General features: G+C 48.6%; 10 protein-coding genes. 4 read left to right on the forward strand and 6 right to left on the reverse strand.

What is annotated here, in order from left to right; all coding sequences use genetic code 11:
• Positions 1-73: 73 nt before the first annotated feature.
• Positions 74-1,042: a hypothetical protein gene (locus EKK48_03645; protein ID RTL45161.1), complete on the reverse strand. Its 969-nt coding sequence runs from the start codon at positions 1,040-1,042 to the stop codon at positions 74-76.
• Between the two features lie 233 nt (positions 1,043-1,275).
• Positions 1,276-2,295: a hypothetical protein gene (locus EKK48_03650; protein RTL45162.1), complete on the reverse strand. Its 1,020-nt coding sequence runs from the start codon at positions 2,293-2,295 to the stop codon at positions 1,276-1,278.
• 266 nt (positions 2,296-2,561) lie between these two features.
• Between EKK48_03650 and EKK48_03655 the strand changes: the two genes are divergently transcribed.
• On the forward strand, positions 2,562-4,082 hold the full coding sequence (locus EKK48_03655; protein RTL45163.1) for a hypothetical protein: 1,521 nt from the start codon (positions 2,562-2,564) through the stop codon (positions 4,080-4,082).
• 78 nt (positions 4,083-4,160) lie between these two features.
• Here the strand turns inward: EKK48_03655 and EKK48_03660 are convergent, their stop codons facing one another.
• From EKK48_03660 to EKK48_03670, 3 genes are all read right to left on the reverse strand, one after another.
• Positions 4,161-4,835 (reverse strand): response regulator transcription factor, encoded by a 675-nt coding sequence (locus tag EKK48_03660; GenBank protein ID RTL45164.1) that lies wholly within the window; start codon positions 4,833-4,835, stop codon positions 4,161-4,163.
• Between the two features lie 178 nt (positions 4,836-5,013).
• Complete coding sequence (locus EKK48_03665; protein RTL45165.1) at positions 5,014-6,849, reverse strand: PAS domain S-box protein; 1,836 nt, start codon at positions 6,847-6,849, stop codon at positions 5,014-5,016.
• A 9-nt stretch (positions 6,850-6,858) separates the two neighbouring features.
• Positions 6,859-10,143 (reverse strand): hypothetical protein, encoded by a 3,285-nt coding sequence (locus EKK48_03670; protein ID RTL45166.1) that lies wholly within the window; start codon positions 10,141-10,143, stop codon positions 6,859-6,861.
• Positions 10,144-10,338: 195 nt separating this feature from the next.
• On the opposite strand from EKK48_03670, the gene EKK48_03675 reads away from it, so the two are divergent.
• Genes EKK48_03675 through EKK48_03685 form a run of 3 tightly spaced genes read left to right on the forward strand, consistent with a single transcriptional unit; the run spans position 10,339 to position 14,702 of the window.
• Positions 10,339-11,043, forward strand: a complete 705-nt coding sequence (locus EKK48_03675) for an ABC transporter ATP-binding protein (GenBank protein RTL45167.1) — start codon at positions 10,339-10,341, stop codon at positions 11,041-11,043.
• Entirely contained in the window at positions 11,028-13,592 is a 2,565-nt protein-coding gene (locus EKK48_03680) for an ABC transporter permease (protein RTL45168.1), read from the forward strand. The genes EKK48_03675 and EKK48_03680 overlap by 16 nt, the downstream gene beginning before the upstream one ends.
• A 6-nt stretch (positions 13,593-13,598) precedes the next feature.
• Positions 13,599-14,702 carry a carotenoid 1,2-hydratase gene (locus tag EKK48_03685; protein ID RTL45169.1) on the forward strand — a complete coding sequence of 368 codons (1,104 nt, stop codon included), beginning with the start codon at positions 13,599-13,601 and terminating at the stop codon, positions 14,700-14,702.
• 73 nt (positions 14,703-14,775) lie between these two features.
• Here the strand turns inward: EKK48_03685 and EKK48_03690 are convergent, their stop codons facing one another.
• Positions 14,776-18,828 (reverse strand): CHAT domain-containing protein, encoded by a 4,053-nt coding sequence (locus EKK48_03690; GenBank protein ID RTL45170.1) that lies wholly within the window; start codon positions 18,826-18,828, stop codon positions 14,776-14,778.
• Positions 18,829-19,015: the final 187 nt, after the last annotated feature.

Consider the following 19,015-nt stretch of genomic DNA (forward strand, 5'->3'; position numbering starts at 1 on the left):
GCTCGCCGTTTCTGTTACTTGGTTACCGGTTCTGTGTCCGGTGCGAACTGTACTGGGTTTCTAAGCCCGACGCTTAGCGGAATCGACCGCCCCCGAAACGACGCTCGCCACCGCCGCCGCCGCCTTCTCTGTTACCGAAGCCGCCTTCGTTTCCGCCGCGACGGCCAAATTTGCGACCGCCTTCGCCTTCTCCTTCGCCCTTACCGGCCATTTCATTCATGTTTTTGCCGTTCATGCCATTCATTCCGTTCATGGAGTTCTTGTTCATTTCGTTCATATTGTTCATTCCATTCATGGCATTTTTGTTCATTTGGTTCATGTTGTTCATGCCACTCATGTTCTGGTTATAGTGCTGTTCTTTCGCCCAGTTCGGGTTATTCTGCCACTGTTGTTTGTCTTTCCAGGCGCCTTGCTGGTCATATTGATTGAACATGGCAGCGGTGTTTTCGGTTGGTTTAACGTAGACGTTGTTGCCCGAAGCGCCGTGATAGTAGTAGTTTCCAGTACCGCCTTCTTTATAGATTGGGGCGCCGTAGGGAATGCCGCCGTAACCAGCGCCGTATGCCGGGTAAGGCTCATGGTACATCGAGTTAGTCATCGCTGCGCCCAGCGCTGCGCCGCCCATTGCGCCGCCCATGGCTGCCAAGCCCGTGCCGAGTGCTGAGGCTCCGCCGCCACTGCTGCCGCTGCTGCTGCCAGTAGAACCATAATTGTTAACAGTTACGTTTTGTGGATTACCGTTTGGATTGCCGCCCTGCTGCTGTTGCTGCTGCATCATTTGCTGCGCCTCAATCTGAGCTTGCAGTTTCTGCATTTGTTGAGGATTGACTTGGGTCGGTTCACCATTCTTGTTGATGTACCAGAAGTTGTTCTGGTTATCCTGATAGACAGCGATTTGCTTGGCGTCTTTAGCGATGCCAACGCCTTCGATGTTCAGTTTGTAGCCTGCACGGCTGATGATGTATTGCTGATTGTTCTGGTCACGCATGACCGGGAAGAGCATCATATTGACCTGGGGATCGCCGGGTCCCTGTTGCGCCATACTTGGCACTGGGCAGAAAGCTACACCTGCCAATAGACAAACTGACAGAGCAAACTCAAGGCACTTATTTTGCATGGGACGAAATCTCTCGAAAGGAAATAGTTGTAAGCCGTTAAGAACGAATCTTACAACGGATGCCCAGATATTGTTTCTGATCGCAACTTTGTTCTTATCTATTTTGCGTGCCTGAAAGGCACGCTGTGAACTGTCTAATCAATTACGCCGGCGCTGTATTACTTATGCGCGGGAGCCGGTGCATGGGCAGCTGCTGGAGCTGGCGCATGAGCCGCCGGTGCAGAATCTTTATGCAGGAATACAACTTGATTCCAGTTCTTAAAATAGCTCAAAGAGTCTTGTTGGAAGGTACCAGTGCTTGAGTGGTTGTCGAAAACCGTGCCGTTCTTTCCGACGATGCCTGTGTGTGCAGCGCTTAATCCGCCGTACCCAATTACTACGTCGCCTGGCTGCGGTTTATTGGTGATGCTCCACCCCTGGCTTTGTAGGGAAGACTGTAAATGATGGCACTCCATCTCACTGACATTGGCTGCGCCAGCCTGGTCTAGCACTGCGCTCACGGAAGCCGCGCAGCCCTCGTTGCCACCACTGGCGCCACCATTGATTTGTTTCCACATGGCGTGACCGACATCTTCTTCACAGGTCTTCAGGATCGAATTTTGAGCGTCATTGTTTGGATCGACCGTGTCTTCGTATCCGTCAAACCCGGCTTGCCCAGAAAAACTAGGGTTGTAAGCGGAGCCCCCCGAGCCATCGTTACTGGCTGAACTGTCGTAGCCACCGCTGCCAGTCGCGCCTGAGTCTCCTGCCTGAGCGCCGCCTGAGTAGCCGCCCGACTCGCCTGGGCTGCCATTGTATCCGCTCGCTGGAGCGTCTTGCGATGCAGCTTCTTGTGCAGCCTGGTTCGCATCCATCGACGCCTTTTCGTTGGAGGGCGAGTCTGGACTGGCCGGGTCTGTCGGTCCAATTTTGTATCCGTCCGGGCTGGTCGGGTCCTCGTCGATTTCCAGCCCCGGCAGAATGTGCTTGTCTTGCAAGTACTTGTTGATCATGCGCATGTCGGATTGGAACCGATCATCGCCGCCATCCATCTTATGTAGCTGATTCAACTCATCCCACACTTTCTGCATGTGGGAAGCGTCGTGGTATTTGCCATACAGGTCTTTGAAGTCACCTTCAATCTGTCTGACTAATTTATCGTGATTACTAAGGTTGGTATCGCCTGGACCGGGAGGCATGGCAAGTATCCTGCTGCTAAGGATGCAAATCCCCTCCAAAGCTGTGCTGAACAGTCTCGGGGACCTGGTTTGGACGTATAAAAGTATGAGAGGGCTTCATCAGTATATTCTTTCGCTGTCTGATGTCAAGAAAAAACTTTGGACGGGCCCGCCACAAATTTTTGAACATCTATCGATGATGCCAAAACTTAGCCAACTTAATTTTCTAAATTAGGTACATGAGGCGCGAGACGCCAGCGTAATGGAAGAACGGTGAGGCGCAGGACATGAACCTATTGGAACATCGAAATCAATTGCCAAACGGGTTTTTCCTCAACTGCGATGACCCGTTCTCCAGCTCCAGGAAGAGTCCTGCTGAGTGTAATATCGGGGCAGGCGATTCTTCTGTCGCTGCCGCCACAACTCTCAGTGTTTTTGATCGCGAGGCGCGCATAGCAGGCGAATGCGATTCTGCTGCCGATGCCGCTCGCAAATTCCTGCAGCCGGTAACTGTATCCGGAGAAAACGGCAGCGAACTGACTATCGACGATAAAAATCGAATCAGCATCTTCAAAGATGCTGCCGGTCGGCGCTTTGGTTTTGCTTACGACGACATTACAGGCGAAATGAACGCTTTTGCAAATCAGTATGGTGACTGGTTCAGGCAGTTTGGTGAAGACAGGCGCTATTTGGACAGCTGGATCAATAATCAAACCGGGGTCGTTTGGAATGGTCGCATTTCGATCGGCAAAGCTGGTTGCGCTATGAGCAATGCTTTTGAAAGTGTTCTTTTTTCACCCTGCGGAACGAAGACCACCGAAAAGTATGCCTCTGGTGAACTGTATTCACGCATCAAGGAAGACGCACAGGGCAACACATCTCTGGAAGATGCGATTGCTCAGACGATCACTTATAGATTCATTGACGGCAGGTCGGCAATTAGAGATCTTCTCAATAATTCTCTTCTCGGTTATGACGCAACAGGAAGATTGACGGTAATGCATGACGCAGATGGACGTAAATTCGAGTTCCAAAACTATAGTGCAGATGGGCAACCGCAGCGTATCTTGAATGAGCGCGGTACATGGAATAACATCGGTAACCAGATTTGGTGCAACGAGGAAACTGGTCGCTATTGGTACGGTACTGTATCGGTCAATACAAGTGGTGCTTATACTTACACCGAGTTGTCCGGCAAACAAACAATAAGATATTGCAACGGATACGCTGTTGAGGAGTATTGCGGAATCCGTACCATTACTGATCTCGAAGGTCGAAAGACGAGACAGTTTACAGATGGTGTGGCGTTTCAGGAACCACCGTTGATTGGCAGACCAAAGTTCGCGTTGAAAAATGGAGTTACCACGTCCTGCCAATTGCTGCTTGAGCGTGGCGAGTGTTCATCAGTCGTATCAGGTTCTGACGTGTATTCGACGATTAAGTTTGACAGTCAGTCTCCTGTTGCTGCCTTTCAAGATGGAGTAGTAGTCTACTCGACGCGCCAGTCTGAGGGGAATGATCAGAGAAAGCATGCATTGATCAGCCTCAGCGATAAGGATTTCGCACTTATCGAAAAATACAAGCGGCTGAATCTGTCCAAAGAAGCGGTTGTAATTCAATGTTATGACAGAGCGCAAAAAGCGATTCGTTATCATCTATATGTCGGACTGGACATGGCAAACGTAGTTACCGGCGACAAGGTAAAAGCGGGTCAGCCAATCGGCCGAATCAGCGAGAGCGGTGAATTTACTTTTGCAATTCGGCGAAATTCAGTCAGTGGGGTAGCGGTAGCGATTTCCGCAACATGAATTTCCAGGCAGAGGCGGTGTATCGGCTGTTCCTGTAGCGGCTGTAGTTCTCTTCTATTGAGCTGTTGAGCTAAAGAGCTATCCAATATCGAGTTTGTAACCGACGCCGTGAACGGTCGTAATAATGGAGGGCTTTCCTTCTTCATCAAGCTTTTTGCGGAGACGTTTAATGCACGTCGTCAGAGCGTCGCTGCTAGAGTCGGAGTCTGATGCCCAAACGCGATTGAGCAAGGCGTCTGCGCTAAAAACTTGCTTTGGATGTCGCATGAAAAACTCCATCAAAGCGAATTCTCTTGGCAGTAACTTGATCTCCACATCGTTTTTGGTTAGTTTGAAGTTCGCCTGGTCGAGGGTGATATTTCCCATCGTAATCACGTTTCCGGTGAACGAACCAGGGCGTCTCAGTAAAGCTCGGAGCCGAACCGAAAGCTCTTTCATAGCAAACGGCTTTGTCAGGTAGTCGTCGGCTCCGGCTGTAAAACCAGTTTCTTTGTCGTCTATAGTAGACTTGCCGGTCAGCATAATCACGGGAGTGGTTTTTCCGGCGTCCCTAAACTCCTTCAGAATTTGCGGTCCATGAATGCCGGGCAGCTCCCAGTCGAGAATGACCACGTCAAATTGGTAGTATTTCAGCCTTTCAAGCGCTTCGCGTCCATCTGAAATGATTTCCAGATTGTGTTTCTCCATCGTCAGCCAGTCCCGTACCATACGGCACAGACCTTGATCGTCTTCAACCAGGAGAATTTTGGCCACAGAACCGTCCACTCGATACTGTCGTGTCTATTATGCCCGGACTGTGAACCTTCAACTGCTTTGCTGACAAGTGCAAAGAGATTTTTGAATGTCACTTTAGACCGACACGCAGATACTACAGCATGCGTGGACTCATGTAAAACCAATCCCTGTTTTCTCGGTGCAGGCGCAATGAATTTTAGACCCTGGCTTTTTCAGCCGGCGCGATGGAGGCGGTAAGTGGCAGGGTGAACCAGAAGACGCTGCCGACTTCATTTTCACCGGGTTCGACACCGATTTTGCCTCCGTGCCTTTCAATAATGGCTTTGCAAATCGCCAGACCTAAACCTGAGCCGCCCTTCTTTCTCTCATCATTCAGCTCAACCTGCTTGAACCGCTCGAAAATCGATTCCCTCATTTTTTCCGGAACTCCCCTGCCCCTGTCCCGAATATTTACTCTTACAGCGTCAGGCATTTTTGCTACGTCGATTGTGACCCGTTCACCTTTCGGTGAAAATTTAATCGCGTTGGATAGCAGGTTGACTACCACTTGCACCAGTCGATCGTTGTCCGCTTCAAGTATCAGATGGGCATCACCATTAATCGTTACCTCAACATCAGCTTGCTTGGCGAAACTAATTACTGAACCAATCGAGCTGGAAAGAACACTCTTCATGTCAGTCTTCGCAATGCGTAATTCGAGCATTCCAGATTCCATTTTCTCCAGATCGAGTAAATCGTTGATCAGAGCTATCAATCGTTTTACGCTTGCTTCGGTAATCTCGAGCGAATCATAACCATCTTCACTAAGGTTGCCGTATGCTTCAGCACCCAGTAATTCCAGAAATCCTTGCACTGAATTTAGTGGCGTCCGCAAGTCATGGCTGACCATGGCGACGAAGTCTGCTTTCAATCTGTCGATTTGTTTTCGTTCCGTGATGTCATGCGCAACGCAGAAAAGCGTCTTTTCCTCACTGGACCATTGCGCAGTCCAGTTCATATCAACCAGAGATCTGTCACTTTTGATTACTCTATTTTCGAAGGAGCCGAACGATTGATCCGCAATTATCTGTTTGATTTTTTCGAGCGTGTCGTTTACATCGTCTTTGAAGATTATTTGACTGATGCGCGTGCCTTGCAGGTCTTCTGGGGAAAGTCCCCAAACTGTCACCGACGCGGGGTTCACTGATGCGAATCGACCATCTTTATCAATCGAGCAAATCACATCCACAGCATTCTCAAATGTCGCTCTTTGTTTGCGGTTTGCTTCTTCGAGGAGGGCAGCCATTTGCCTGAAAGTGTGATCGAGTCTGGCGATTTCGTCGATGCCCTCAATCGCCGGGCTCAGCTCCTTGCCTGCCGCAAGCCGTTGAGTATTGTCCATCAAGGTGTTGAGACGCCTGATGGTGCCTCTGTGAAAGAGGATTCCCAGAGCAACCGCTATCAGAACGTTGACTAACAGTCCCAGAAACAGAGCAGCGGCAAAAGCATGGCGGGTCATCGTTTGCTGTGTCTGTGTTTCTTCCTGCAAATTGTTCATTTGGATGATCAGTTCATCCATACGCTGTTGCAATTTGAGCGTCAGCTTATTCAGACTGCCCCAGGCTTTAATCATGCCGAAACGGTCACCTTCAAGCGTTGCCTGCTTATTTTGAGCGAGAATCTTCAGGCAGTCAGTCAGAAGACCGTGAATTTCGTTGAATGCTTCTTCTTCAGCCGGGTGCCCTGCGACTAAGTCCTTAACTGCGGATGTTTCAACTTTGATTCGATCATCGAGAACGCGTCTTTTACCTGACTGCTCCAGTGGATTGCTAGAAATTCGTGTCGAAACGGCGAGCGTACCTTCTGCCATGAGCAGCCGCAAAATTTGGTTGAGATGGCTGGTGACATCGCGGGCGTGTCGTTCGCTTTCAAGTTGAGCTTCATACTGCTGCGAGAGGAAGATCAGGACTAGAGCAAAGGTCAGTTCGAATGCCAGCGGTAACGCGACAAGCGTAAAAGTCTTTTTGGATAAGGGTGGTTCCTGAAAGCGCATGGTCAGGAGTCATTCCCATAAAAGCCTTTGAGCCAGGCTAGGACCCATTTTGAAATACCGGTTCAACAGTTCAGGATTGGTTTCCGTAGCCACGATGTAACCTGGACTTACATGTTTATTCCACGCTTCTTCGAATGCTTCTCGCCCCTTCTCCGACCGGGCCAACAATCCCGGGACTGGATAGTAAGCAGCTATTCGTGGCTCAGCCTTGCCCGCTAAGTAGTCGAGGAAGAATTGATTGGACTTCTGATTGTTGCCGGTGTTTGTTGTACTGATGATGCTTTCAGGACTTTTATTGTCGCCTACGAAGTATTCGAACTTCGGAATTACGTAGGGCTGATTAGTAACCGGCATCAATGCTTCTTTCATGCAGCTGATAAAGTGAGCAGATTGTTGAGGTTCCACGTCATCGAGCAAAACGCGAAACGTGCCGTCTGTTCGCATTGAGATGCGAATGCTGTCGGCGCTGATATCCTCCGGAATAAAGTGTCTCCTCTGCAGCGCTGAAAGGACCGCCTGAGCAATGTCTTTGAGAGCAGACTCCTGAGTGCGTTGCATGCATGTCTCTTTTTGCAAGGATGCGAAAAGTGACCGATATTCTTTTGCGGCGAAAATTAGTCCGATAATGAATGGAATTGTCGCCACCAACATCGGCAGGTGAAGAGCGACTAGCGCAATCAAGGAAGTGCTCGCTCCGAGGAACGAATATTTGCTAACAACTCCGACCAGGTCGCTACGTAGCTCGCTGACATGCTGTTTGTAGTTTAAGTTTCGGCGCACGAACGGAGGAGCAAGAGCGATTTCTCTCATCTTACTGATCTCGATACAGCCAAGGGCATGGTTCTTGTATGGTTGACCGACTTTCCAGAGGTCGTAAATTTGCTCACGCGCTAAAGCCCGATCGGTCATTTCCTGATTGAATTCGTCTATGGATGCAAAGACTTCGGCTGGTGTCAGCTCTGAAAGTGACGCGTGCACATGACCGACTCCACATTCAATCTGACCATCATCTGTGATACCGAAGTAACCTTCGTGTTTGCGTACAAAACGGTTGTAGTCGTTGAGCCCCTTTTCGAGTTGAGGGGCGATACAGACAACGTCCCAATTGTTGGCACACTTACGCACCGCCGTGGGATCGTTGGCATTGAGGCGGATAGAACGACCCCTCAGTTGCTTGACTGAAACTGGTGATGTTGTTGTCGTCAAATCTATGAGAGTGTTAAGTGCCTGACTATCCCATCCTTCGCCGAATAAGCCCCTCGTTCCGATTAGACATTTGGTTATTCCCCGTTCAAAAAATTCGGTGATCATGGCGACGTAAAAACGTGGTTCCCATTTTGCACTGCTGGCGGTGATTTCGCTGAAACCTTCAGTGTTGTCATTTTTTACTATCAAATCCATCTGCAAGCCGGAGCTGGCAATATACTGATCTGCTGCCCTGACGAATTGCTCGGTGATACGCTTGTCCGTTAGCAGTAGTGAGCCTGTGACCAGGCAGGGATTAAGTTCTGTGCCACTTTTGGTTGCGAGTAGAGTTCTGAGTGCATCTATGGCGCCACCAGATTCCTTGGATAAAACACCATCAAGTGGTTTGAATACAGTAGCCGACATGCGCTCGAAGTCAGTAATTACGACTGCTCTCAATTTGTCACCCAGATTTCGATGTTCAATCTGCAAGATTTTTGCGACAGCCTGAGCTTTGCTGTTGCTAAAGGCTAAAACTCTATCTACGGGCGATGCTTGTTTGCGTAATCCCTGTTCAGTAAAACCGTAACCGAGCTTCTGAGCTGCTGATTTTATGCGTGCATAGAGTTTGTGATCGGACTGGTCGGAGCTTACTTTCAGCTTATGAGAAGCATACTCTTCCAGTAAAATCATCCAATCTTCCAACAGCGGCGCCTGTGTCATGGCTTCACTGACTTCGATTTTCGAGGGGAACTGCATTTGCATTTTGAACATGTACCGGCAGTATGCAATTGCCAATTGCGGTTTGTGTTCTTGTAAGCCTTTCCATCCGGCAATAGGTGTAATCGGAGTTGCTAACTTCCCTATCCAATCGTTTGAAATGTTCGATTCGTTTGATGTGTTCGAATTGTTTGTATTGATTCGGTTGGTTCTTGATTTGGTTCTTGATTTGTTTTTGGGAAAACGAATTCTATGAGTCGTTTCATCGACTTTTTGCACGGCTGGAAGATAACTCAGGGGCGTTTCTGCGACTGCCCAATTGGGTCTATCGATCGTTTGCTCTTCGTCGCAAGCCTGTGATACTTTTTCGCTAATCCAGTTTGTTAGCCCGCTTGCATCACATCTCTCGTCGCTGACTTTGGTCGGCTTTACTAGTTCATCAATGAGCTGGTGGAAGTCTTCATGCTGTTCCTTCAAAAATGCAAATTCTCTTTCTGTTGGCTGAGTGAAGTACACCAGGTCCTGAAATGGTGCCAGACCTCCTTCCTTGACGAGCGCAGGAGTTGGCACTTGATAGTCGATTTCGCCGACAAGCGACATGTATCTTGTCTCTTGCGTTGATGACTTGCCTTCGGGCGGTGTACCTGTAAGACCTACAATCAAAGGGTCGTCGAGTTGCTTAACCAGCTGGGTCATTACCGCGGCCCAGTAGTCTGTCAGGTGATGGCATTCATCAAAAATGACAAGTCTGATGTTTTGTCGACGAAGTGCCTGTACCAGATTGAGCGCGTTTTCGTGCAGAATTTCTTTCAGCTCTAGAACATCGGTGAGTTTTCGTCTTATTCGTGTTAGATGCCTGGATAGCTCTTTTTGATGTTCCTTAGGATTGTGTTGCAAAAGTTCTATAAGTCGCAGTTCGGCATCGGCTCTGCTCATGCTGCGACTTTTTCTTAATTCTTCTATCCAGGCATTGCGAGCCAGTTTCTCTAAATATTCTTGTTCGCGCCCAGGCGTAGATAGCACCTGATAGGTGAGTAAAGTAATTGGTTTGAGTGGCTTGTCTTCATGAGTACCAATCAAATCCGCACTTCCAAAGGCCTCTGCATCTGGTGGCAGAAACAGATCGAGTTTTTGACGCCATTGGGACTGAATCGTTGTATTAGGAGAAATAATCAAGCTCGGACACTTAATTGCGCTAATAAGCTGGAGTCCAATGATTGTTTTGCCAGATCCAGGTGGCGCCACGATGTGAATTTGCTTTTCGCCGTCCTCGATCTTCGAATGTACCAGGTCGAGGATCTCTTTCTGGTACTTACGAAGAGGAAAACGAAAGTTCAAGTCGTCCAGCAAACTCAATTCGGTTGTGTTATTTCTCGAATCTTGGCTCATGGCAAAATTTGCGTTACCTGGTAATTGACCAGTCACTGACGGACCCGGAGTTTGCCTGTTTCAGCTAAAAGATACAGTATTTCCTTAATGTTCACGAACGATTGGATACAATTATGCCTGAGAAGTCGCCCTGCCAGCTATTACCTGGTTTCTGGCTGCTGAACCCAAGTGAAACTTGTCTTTGTCGAGGATTACGTGTCCGATAGTTCAACTTTTCAACTCCGGGTCGTTGGTGTCTCCAAAACTTATGGAGACCATCAGGTCAATGCTGTCAAAGATGTCTCTTTGAGCTTCAGTGCTGGTGAATTTGTAGCGCTGATGGGACCAAGTGGCTGCGGCAAGTCGACTTTGCTCAACTTGATGGGCGGTATCGACAAACCAAGTGCGGGGAAAGTCTGGTTCGAAGAGCAAGATCTAACAACCATGACTGATGAGCAAACAACCAAAATCAGAGGCGCAAAAATCGGCTTCATTTTCCAGTTTTTCAATCTCCTGTCGACACTTACTGTCGTTGAGAACGTTTCCCTGCCACTCGAACTGTCCGGCAAAGATGAACGCGAATGCAGGCGAGCCGCGACAGAGATGCTAGCGCGCGTTGGTCTTGAAAAACGTTTGAATTTTTATCCTTCGCAGCTCTCGGGCGGCGAAATGCAGAGAACCGCAATCGCTCGCGCCCTTGTTCATAGACCTTCTCTGATACTGGCCGATGAGCCGACGGGCAACCTTGATAGCGAAAACGGCACAGCAGTGCTTGAACTGTTGCAGTCAGTCAACCGCGAGCTCAAGCCGACTATCATCATGGCTACACACAGCCAGGAAGCAGCCAACTACGCAGACAGAATTATCGAAGTTCGTGACGGCGTCGTATATGGTGACAAACAAAAATGTTCTTCGAATTGAATTTATTTCGTCGCTTTATACTTCGGGATCTTGCAAAGAACAAAACTCGTACCTGCTTGACTCTGGTTGGTATCGCTCTTGGTGTCAGCGTTCTAATTGCAATCAGTCTGGCCAATCATACTGCTTTGCTCAAGTTTAAGGAGACAGTTGATCTTGTCTCCGGCAAGGCGAATCTCGAGATCCGCAGTACCGCTGGTCCTTTCATGGATGAGAATACGCTGTCCGATTTGAGCTGGCTTGGGAGTGTCGGCGGCAAGTACATGCCGATGATACAGCAGACGGTCGCAGTCGCTGATAAGAACGAAGAGCTTGTGCAAATTATCGGAATTGATATGTTGGGTGATCCCGACTTCAAATCCTACAGCGAAGAGAGTTCAGGCTCGAACAACTTTCTGGATCTTTTTTCCAGTAAGTCGGTGTTGGTTGGAGAGCGCTTGGCCAACACATTGCATCTTTCAAAAGGCAGTCCAGTCAAACTTCTTATAAACGATCAGACCGAAACTTTCGTTGTTTCAGACATCATGTCTGGGGAAGGATTGGGCGGTGTGTATAGCGGCAATCTTGTTGTGGGCGATTTGAATGTCGTCCAGCGGGCCTTACGTGCAGAAGGAAAAATAAGTCAGATTGAAGTGATAGTGCCTGAGAATCTTCTGGAGCAAACGCAATTCCAGTTGCGACAGGAATTGGCTCCGAATATCGTCATAGACAGACCGTCTCAGCGTGGTGAGCAGGTTGAGAAGATGACGCGTTCGTTCAAATATAATCTGATCGCGCTTACCTTCATTGCTTTGATGGTAGGCATGTTTCTGATTTACAACACAATGACGATTTCGATTATCCGCAGGCGTCCTGAAATCGGTACAATGCGCGCACTGGGCGTCACACGCCTTCAGATAATGATGCTGTTTTGTATCGAGTCTCTCTGGTTTGGTGTAGTCGGCACCTCCATAGGGTTGCTCATGGGTGTCGCTATGTCGCAGGGCGCGCTCAAGGCGATTGCAGGAACGTTTCAGCACTTCTACTTCCAGACACCCATGGAGTCGGTCGCCATGGCTCCTATGACGCTGGCGTTGGCATTTTGCCTCGGTGTAGTGTTGACTCTGGTGGCATCGATTCCTCCAGTCATAGAGGCGACCGGAGTTGCACCCGCTGAAGCTACGCGCAGAGCCTCGTACGAATCCAAGATAGATAGGCTGTCGCCCTGGTTGAGTCTACTTGGCGTGATTTGCTTTGGTGGGGCGGTGGTCGCAAGCGGTCAACAGCCGGTCTACAATTTCCCCGTCTTTGGATATGTCTCGGCTCTTTCTGCGATCATCGGAGCTGCTCTAGTCATGCCGCTTGCGCTCCGATTCTTGCTTCCCTTATTGGGGTCGTTATGTCGAAAGATTTTTGGATTTGAAGGGTTGTTTGCCGCACGGTCTCTGCATGGTACTCTCGGGCGGACGTCTGTTGCGGTTGCGAGCTTGATGATTGGCATCGCTATGATGGTCAGCCTTGGCATCATGATTGGCAGCTTTAGAGAGACTGTTATGGTCTGGATCGATCAGACGCTTCAAGCTGATCTCTGGCTGGAGTCATCGGCTAGAGCTGCAGGAAGCCGTTTCGGCAAATTCGATCAGTCTCTGATGCCCGTGATCAAAAGTGTTCCTTCTGTGGTTGCAGTAGATGCTTTCGTCGATACTCCTATTGAATACAAAGGCGAACAGACAAATTTGGGCGCGGGGGATCTCGATGTAACCGAGAAGTATGGGCATCTCAAGTTCACCTCCGGTGAGCCGACGAAAACGGTGTTAGCTCGCATGGGGCATGACAGTGCAATAGTCTCGGAGAGTTTTGCCATCAGGAAGGGCGTTGCACAGGGTGACTCGCTGACTCTTCAGACTCCTTCGGGCGATCATACGGTGAAGGTAGAAGGCGTGTATTACAACTATGCAAGCGACCTCGGCTACATAGTGATACCGCGGGCTGTCTTCAAGGAGCTATATCATGAAGATCGTGTCTCTAATTGTGCGATTTACCTCGCACCTGGTGCTGACCCGTATGCAGTGCGTGCAGAAATTCAAAAACGTCTGGCCAAAGTTGGACTTTTCTCGATTCGCACGACCAGTGAGTTGCGTAAAGAGGCAATAAAAATATTTGACCGCACTTTTGCAATTACTTATGCGCTGCATACGATTGCAATTGCAGTATCAATGTTGGCGGTGATGAATGCTCTGTTTGCGCTTGCTCTGGAATCACGGCGTGAATTCGGTATTCTGCGCTACATGGGTGCTTCCAAGAAACAGATTCAATCTGTCGTTTTAACGGAAGCGGGAATTCTAGGTGTATTGGGCAATCTTTCCGGATTGGCTCTGGGATTTGTACTATCGCTGCTGCTGATTTTTGTAATTAATAAGCAATCGTTTGGCTGGACTGTGCAATTCGCAGTGCCGTACGATTTCTTGATCGAGTCCTCGATATTAGTGTTGTTGACGTCGGTTCTGTCGGGTATTGTTCCTGCCCGCTTTGCGGCGAAGACTGTGGCTCCGCAAGTGGTTCGAGAGGAGTAGAAAATCTTGTTTTTCCGAGTATTAGTTCTTTTGACTCTGCTGATTTCGGGTGTATTGACACCCTCTGTGGCGTGGGCTCGAACCTTCAAGCAGGCATTGCCGGGATATGTTTTTTCATTTCCTCGCGATCATGTTTCTCACGACGAATTCAAAACCGAGTGGTGGTATTACACAGGACATCTAGAGAGTAAGGACCAGAAGCATTACGGTTATGAGTTGACATTCTTTCGTACTGGTGTCGATGAACTGCCAGTCAAACAGCGTTCACCCTGGGATGTGAAGGATATTTTTCTCGCTCATTTTGCAATAACCGACGAGAATAACAAAACCTTTCATTATTTTGAAAAACTGAATCGCAGTGGATTGAGCTCAGCTGGTGCTAGGTTGGATCACTATTATGTGTTCAATGAGAACTGGTCGATCGAACAGTTAGGAAATCAGTTTGTCCTGAAGGCAGATACGTCTGATTTCGGCTTGCACTTGCTGCTCACTTCAGGGAAACCACCTGTAGTGCATGGCAAAGACGGGGTGAGCCAGAAAGCTTCTTGCAAAGGTTGTGCGTCTCACTATTATTCAATGACCAGGCTCAAGAGTGATGGTTACGTCTATCTGAAAGGGCAATCTGTTCCAGTAAGCGGAACTTCCTGGATGGATCACGAGTTCGGTAGTAATCAGCTTACTTCGGAGCAAGTTGGCTGGGACTGGTACAGTGTTCAACTAAATGACAATACAGAGCTGATGCTCTACGTGATAAAGAAGACCGATGGGTCAATAGACTCTAACTCTAGCGGAACCATTGTGTATGCGGACGGTTCATCTAAGCACATTACGCAGTCAGAATTCTCTATCACAACAAAACGTCAGTGGAAGAGTCCGCACACTGGTGGCATGTATCCGATGGACTGGACTATCAACGTGCCGAGCCAGAAGATCAGCCTGAATCTTGTGCCTGTTCTGGACGACCAGGAGCTGAGCACTGCCAAGTCAACTGGCGTCTCATACTGGGAGGGTGCCACCACAGTCAATGGACAGGTAAACGGTAAATCCGTCAAAGGTCAGGCATATGTCGAAATGACCGGGTACGCCGAAAAATTCCACAAAAAAATCTAGGCGACGCCATGGAACAAGTGGGTCTCATGGAGTGCATCCGTCTCGGATGCATAAAAACGTCGCGGTTAACTCTTCATCGCCCCGTCGGTACTTTCTCTCGTATTTTTTGCCAGCCATCACCGGCAATCACCCAACCCGCCCAATAACTCGGTGCCTGCCACTGAGGTTGACTACGAATGTAATCTTGCGCCTTCTGCAGCGCTTCAACCTCCGTCATCGGATTTTGCGGGTCAAGTAAGCAACTATAGAATTTTTGCATTAATTGCTCGGTCGCTTCATCATCGACGCTCCACAGTGACATAAGAATAGAACGTGCGCCGGCAGCCAGGATTGCCGACCGAAGTCCCAGCACGCCCTGTCCGTCTAGCCCTGTGCCTAATCCGGTTTTGCATGCCGAAAGCGAGACGAGCTTGCAATTCTTCAAATTTAGCCCGACTATTTCTTCAGCCGTTAACAAGTTCGTCAGCAATTTCTTATTGCTCGCGTTTATGGAATCAGGCATGCTCCGCCACTTGGGCCTTGTTTCAGCACTTGCAATCAGTTCTGCCGTTTTCTCGTCAGCGCCGGATGTTTTTTCGCTTGGGGCGAGGACGAGACCCGAATCAGTCAGGGGATTGCGAGCGATTGACGGCATCATCGACATCAATCCAAAGTGAATAGCTGGCAAGGCGCGATTTTCGCTTTGAGCAGATGAATCGCTTCTGGCAAAACCATGAGTGGAAAAGTGGACAACGCTGAAACTGTCAATCTTCTTCTCCACATTCTTCTTACTGGCCTGAGAATCGAGAAGGACCTTGCATTCAATACCGGCTTTGCTGGCTTCCGATTTAATGCCATTGATTTCCCTTGCTGTGCCTGGTAAATCATTGAGGTCGTTGCTTCGGAATGTGCCAACACCTGCTAGCAACAACTGATTGGTCTTGTTCGGTTCACTTTGCTGTGACGTAATTTGAATGAATTCGCGCGGGCTGTCAACCTCACAAATGGTGAACTGGGTGGCGCCGCATATAGTGCCAATTGAATTCCAGGGTGTTCTTGCCATAGCTGCCTCTGGGCAAAGCCAGAGCTTTGTGACATCTGGTCCCAGAAATTTGGCGAGTTCAGGATTCAGAATAAAGTGATGCGCCAATTTTTGTGTTAATTGAAGGTATTCTTCCGCTGACAAGAGTGATTGGTTGCTTTCCAGATCCGGGTGTATATCTCGAGCGGAAAGTTTGGCGTCTCTGTTGTTTGTTGAAATTTGCTGAGTGATGTTGTTTCGCCAACTTGAAATTTCATCGTTGATTTCACGTGTCTGACCCAGATCCAGCATGTAAATTCCATTTTGCTGAGAGCGTACAGAATCCTTTGCCGGTGCCCTCAGCGCAATCAATGCATAATGTTCCGTATTATCTTTTATTGACGTATAAGTAAGTATGTCCAGGAAAGCTTGATCAGGTTGCAGGTGACTTTGAAACCACTGCACATCGTGGTTTGTGAGTACGTCTGCAATCGTTTGCGCTCCAGTTATCTGGGATAGATTGCGCTCAAGTCTTTCTTTAGTCTCTGTTAGCAAGTTAAATTCGGAAGTTTGCGATTGACCTGTGTTAGCCATTTGTCCGAGCTTTACCCGGACGTCAGCAAGCTCTGAAACCGACTTTTTGGTAGCACCAGAACTAGTATTAGCTAGCGATGCAATCGCAGACTGGCTTCGCAATGTTTCTAGTAGCAAGCCCTTCCATTTTATTATGTATCCGTATGCTTTGGACAATTGCTCCTGATCGGTGCAAGTGTTGAGCAAAATGCTGCGAACCTGTCGGGTGACGTTTACAAAGGAACATTGCTGCGCAAAAGACAATTGTGAGAATCCATTTTGCAGAAATTTATCGGTAAAGCTCGCTGCTTTCAGTGCGTAGGTTGCTGCCAGCTCTTTTTCGGAATTTAAACTATGCACCATGGCGATACCTGCGCAATCTCTAGCTGATGATAGTAGTGAGTATGTATCGCTGTTTGAATGGTCGGTGGAAAGTGACCAGTCTAGATTCTGCAGCGCTTCCTCTTTGTCACCTAGATGGATGAGTGCCTCTGCAAGGGCGGTTGAAGACGCCGTAAATTGAGAGCGATCCTCCGCCTGGTTGTTCACAGAATCGTTGCAGAAATTCAGAGCTTGATTAAGCTCAAATTTTGCTGAATCATAGCGCCCCTCCGCGAGATCGCAGAATCCTGTAGTATTGCGCATCCAGATCGCGTCAGACGTGCTCAGGTCTGTACACCGCAAAGCTTCCTGCGCATAGTTTTTTGCTTCTTTGTATTGTCCTGTGGAGAGTTTGATTTGCGAGAGTATTCGATAACAAGGAATTAGTTCTATTGATTTCTCGCCAAATAATTTCAACGCCATTGCTTGGGCGATGCTTACATTCTTGAGTGCAGCTTCGCTGTCGGATTCAGCCAGATTCAGATTACTCAATTGCAAATAGGCATCGTACTTGAGTTTGCTGTCTGTCTTGCCATCTGAGATCGTTGCAATCGCACTTTCGGTTAGTTCAGTGGCACGATGATATTTCCCCAACGCTAGCCAAACCGTAGCTAACTGCAAAAGCTTTCGCGCGAGCGTTTCTGGTGAGTGTGCGTTTCGTGAGTTTGTTTCAGGAGTCAGGTTGCGAGCCTTCAAACAATCTTCAGCGAGATTGAGGCGTTTCTGGGCTGATTCGAATTCTTCCTCCTCACCTTTCATCTCGGCTAAGACCAGAAGAGCTTCTATGACGTAGTCTAAAGCCCGGTCTCTGCCACCTAGAACGGCGATAGTCACTTGCGCCTCAGCATCTGCTTTTGTTTTTGGATTGACCAGCGATTGTGCAAAAGCTAAAATACCCGGCTCTGCCAATCCGATCAGGGGCTGAGTGTGACCGCTCATATATTTGAGCTGCACTGCTAGCTGCAACGCTGCCTCACTCGTCAGAGCACTCTTGTCGCCGAAGGTCTGGCGTCGAGCTTTGTAGATTGATTCGAGAAGCGGTGCCGAGTTTTGATGAGGATGCTTCTCAATCGTTTTTAGAGTCAAATATTCATTGAGGACCTTGGCGTTTGCGATTTTGGGATCTGTGCTTCGAATCAAGGGCTGATATATGTCGATGAATTTGAGCCGCTCCTGTTGCGCAAGCCGGCTGAACGCATCAAAGGTCCGATTCGGAGCCAGTTCGATTGACTGCGCGAGATATTTGGAGGCCACGGAATAATTGCCCTGCACGATCTCGTCATCTGCCATAAAGCTGTAGCAAGTGTTTAGAGCAGGGTGTTGCGGAGCAAACTTTTTGAAGACAACAATGGCCTCTTCGTAATACTTCTTCGCCAGGTCGAATTTTTTCTCTTTTGCGTAGCTTTGCCCCATAAGAGCCAGCAAAACTGCCTGGCTGTCAGGACGGCTTTTTTGGGTTTCAGTAATTTTATTCAGAAGTGGAGTAATATATTTTCTCGCTTCATCTGTATTACCGAGGGCAACCAGGCATGCGGCGAGGTTCCCCGCAATGTAATCTGCAGTGTTCGAGTCACCGGATTTGGTAGCGATATCAAAGGCTTCCTGATAAGTATCCCGGCCTTCTTTCACATTCCCTTGTGCCACCATGATCTTGCCCAGACTCTCCATCTTCGCGGCGATTTGCGGATCTGTGGGAGGTAGTAGCTTCTTGCAGATGTCTAGGGCTTTGCGCTGGTGGAGTTCAGCTTCGACATAACGGTATTGGTGGCGCAATATTCGGCCGAGAACGTCTTCCGCATCTGCGACTTCCATGGAATCGTTACCACAAAGCTTTTCATAGTTACTGAGTACTTTGCGGCATAAATCCTCGGCTTTTCTGTTCTTACCGCGATTTTTTAAAAGTTTGAGATAAGCAAACTGGGCATCAGTTGCTTCTCGTGATTTAGCCCCATAGCGTTTTACAGCCTCGTCAGCATCCTCCTTGAGTTGTGTCTCCAGATCTTTGTCGGACTCTGAAGATGGCGATGTTGACTGCGATGTGTTCTCTGCTGTGTTTTTGGGACTGTCTCCTGAATTGATTTGCTCACTGGCGTAGGAGTTTTCTGCTGTAGAAAAAAGAGTCAATGACGCTAGGACACTGGTCAAAATAACTGACGAAAACTTCAGGTGCATTTGCCTCCGTGTTCTTGGATTAGGGCTTCTTCTTTTCCGCAGACTGTCTTAGTTCATTTTATCGCGATGCCGGTTCGTTTTGCTCAGGAAGTTGCCGCAGAAGACAGTATTGCCCTTTCTCAGGCGTCCTGGTATCTGTACGGTTGACAACTGATTGGACTGATACCTGTCAGCTGATACAGTGTAT

Source organism: Candidatus Melainabacteria bacterium (assembly GCA_003963305.1).
Lineage (GTDB): Bacteria > Cyanobacteriota > Vampirovibrionia > Obscuribacterales > Obscuribacteraceae > PALSA-1081.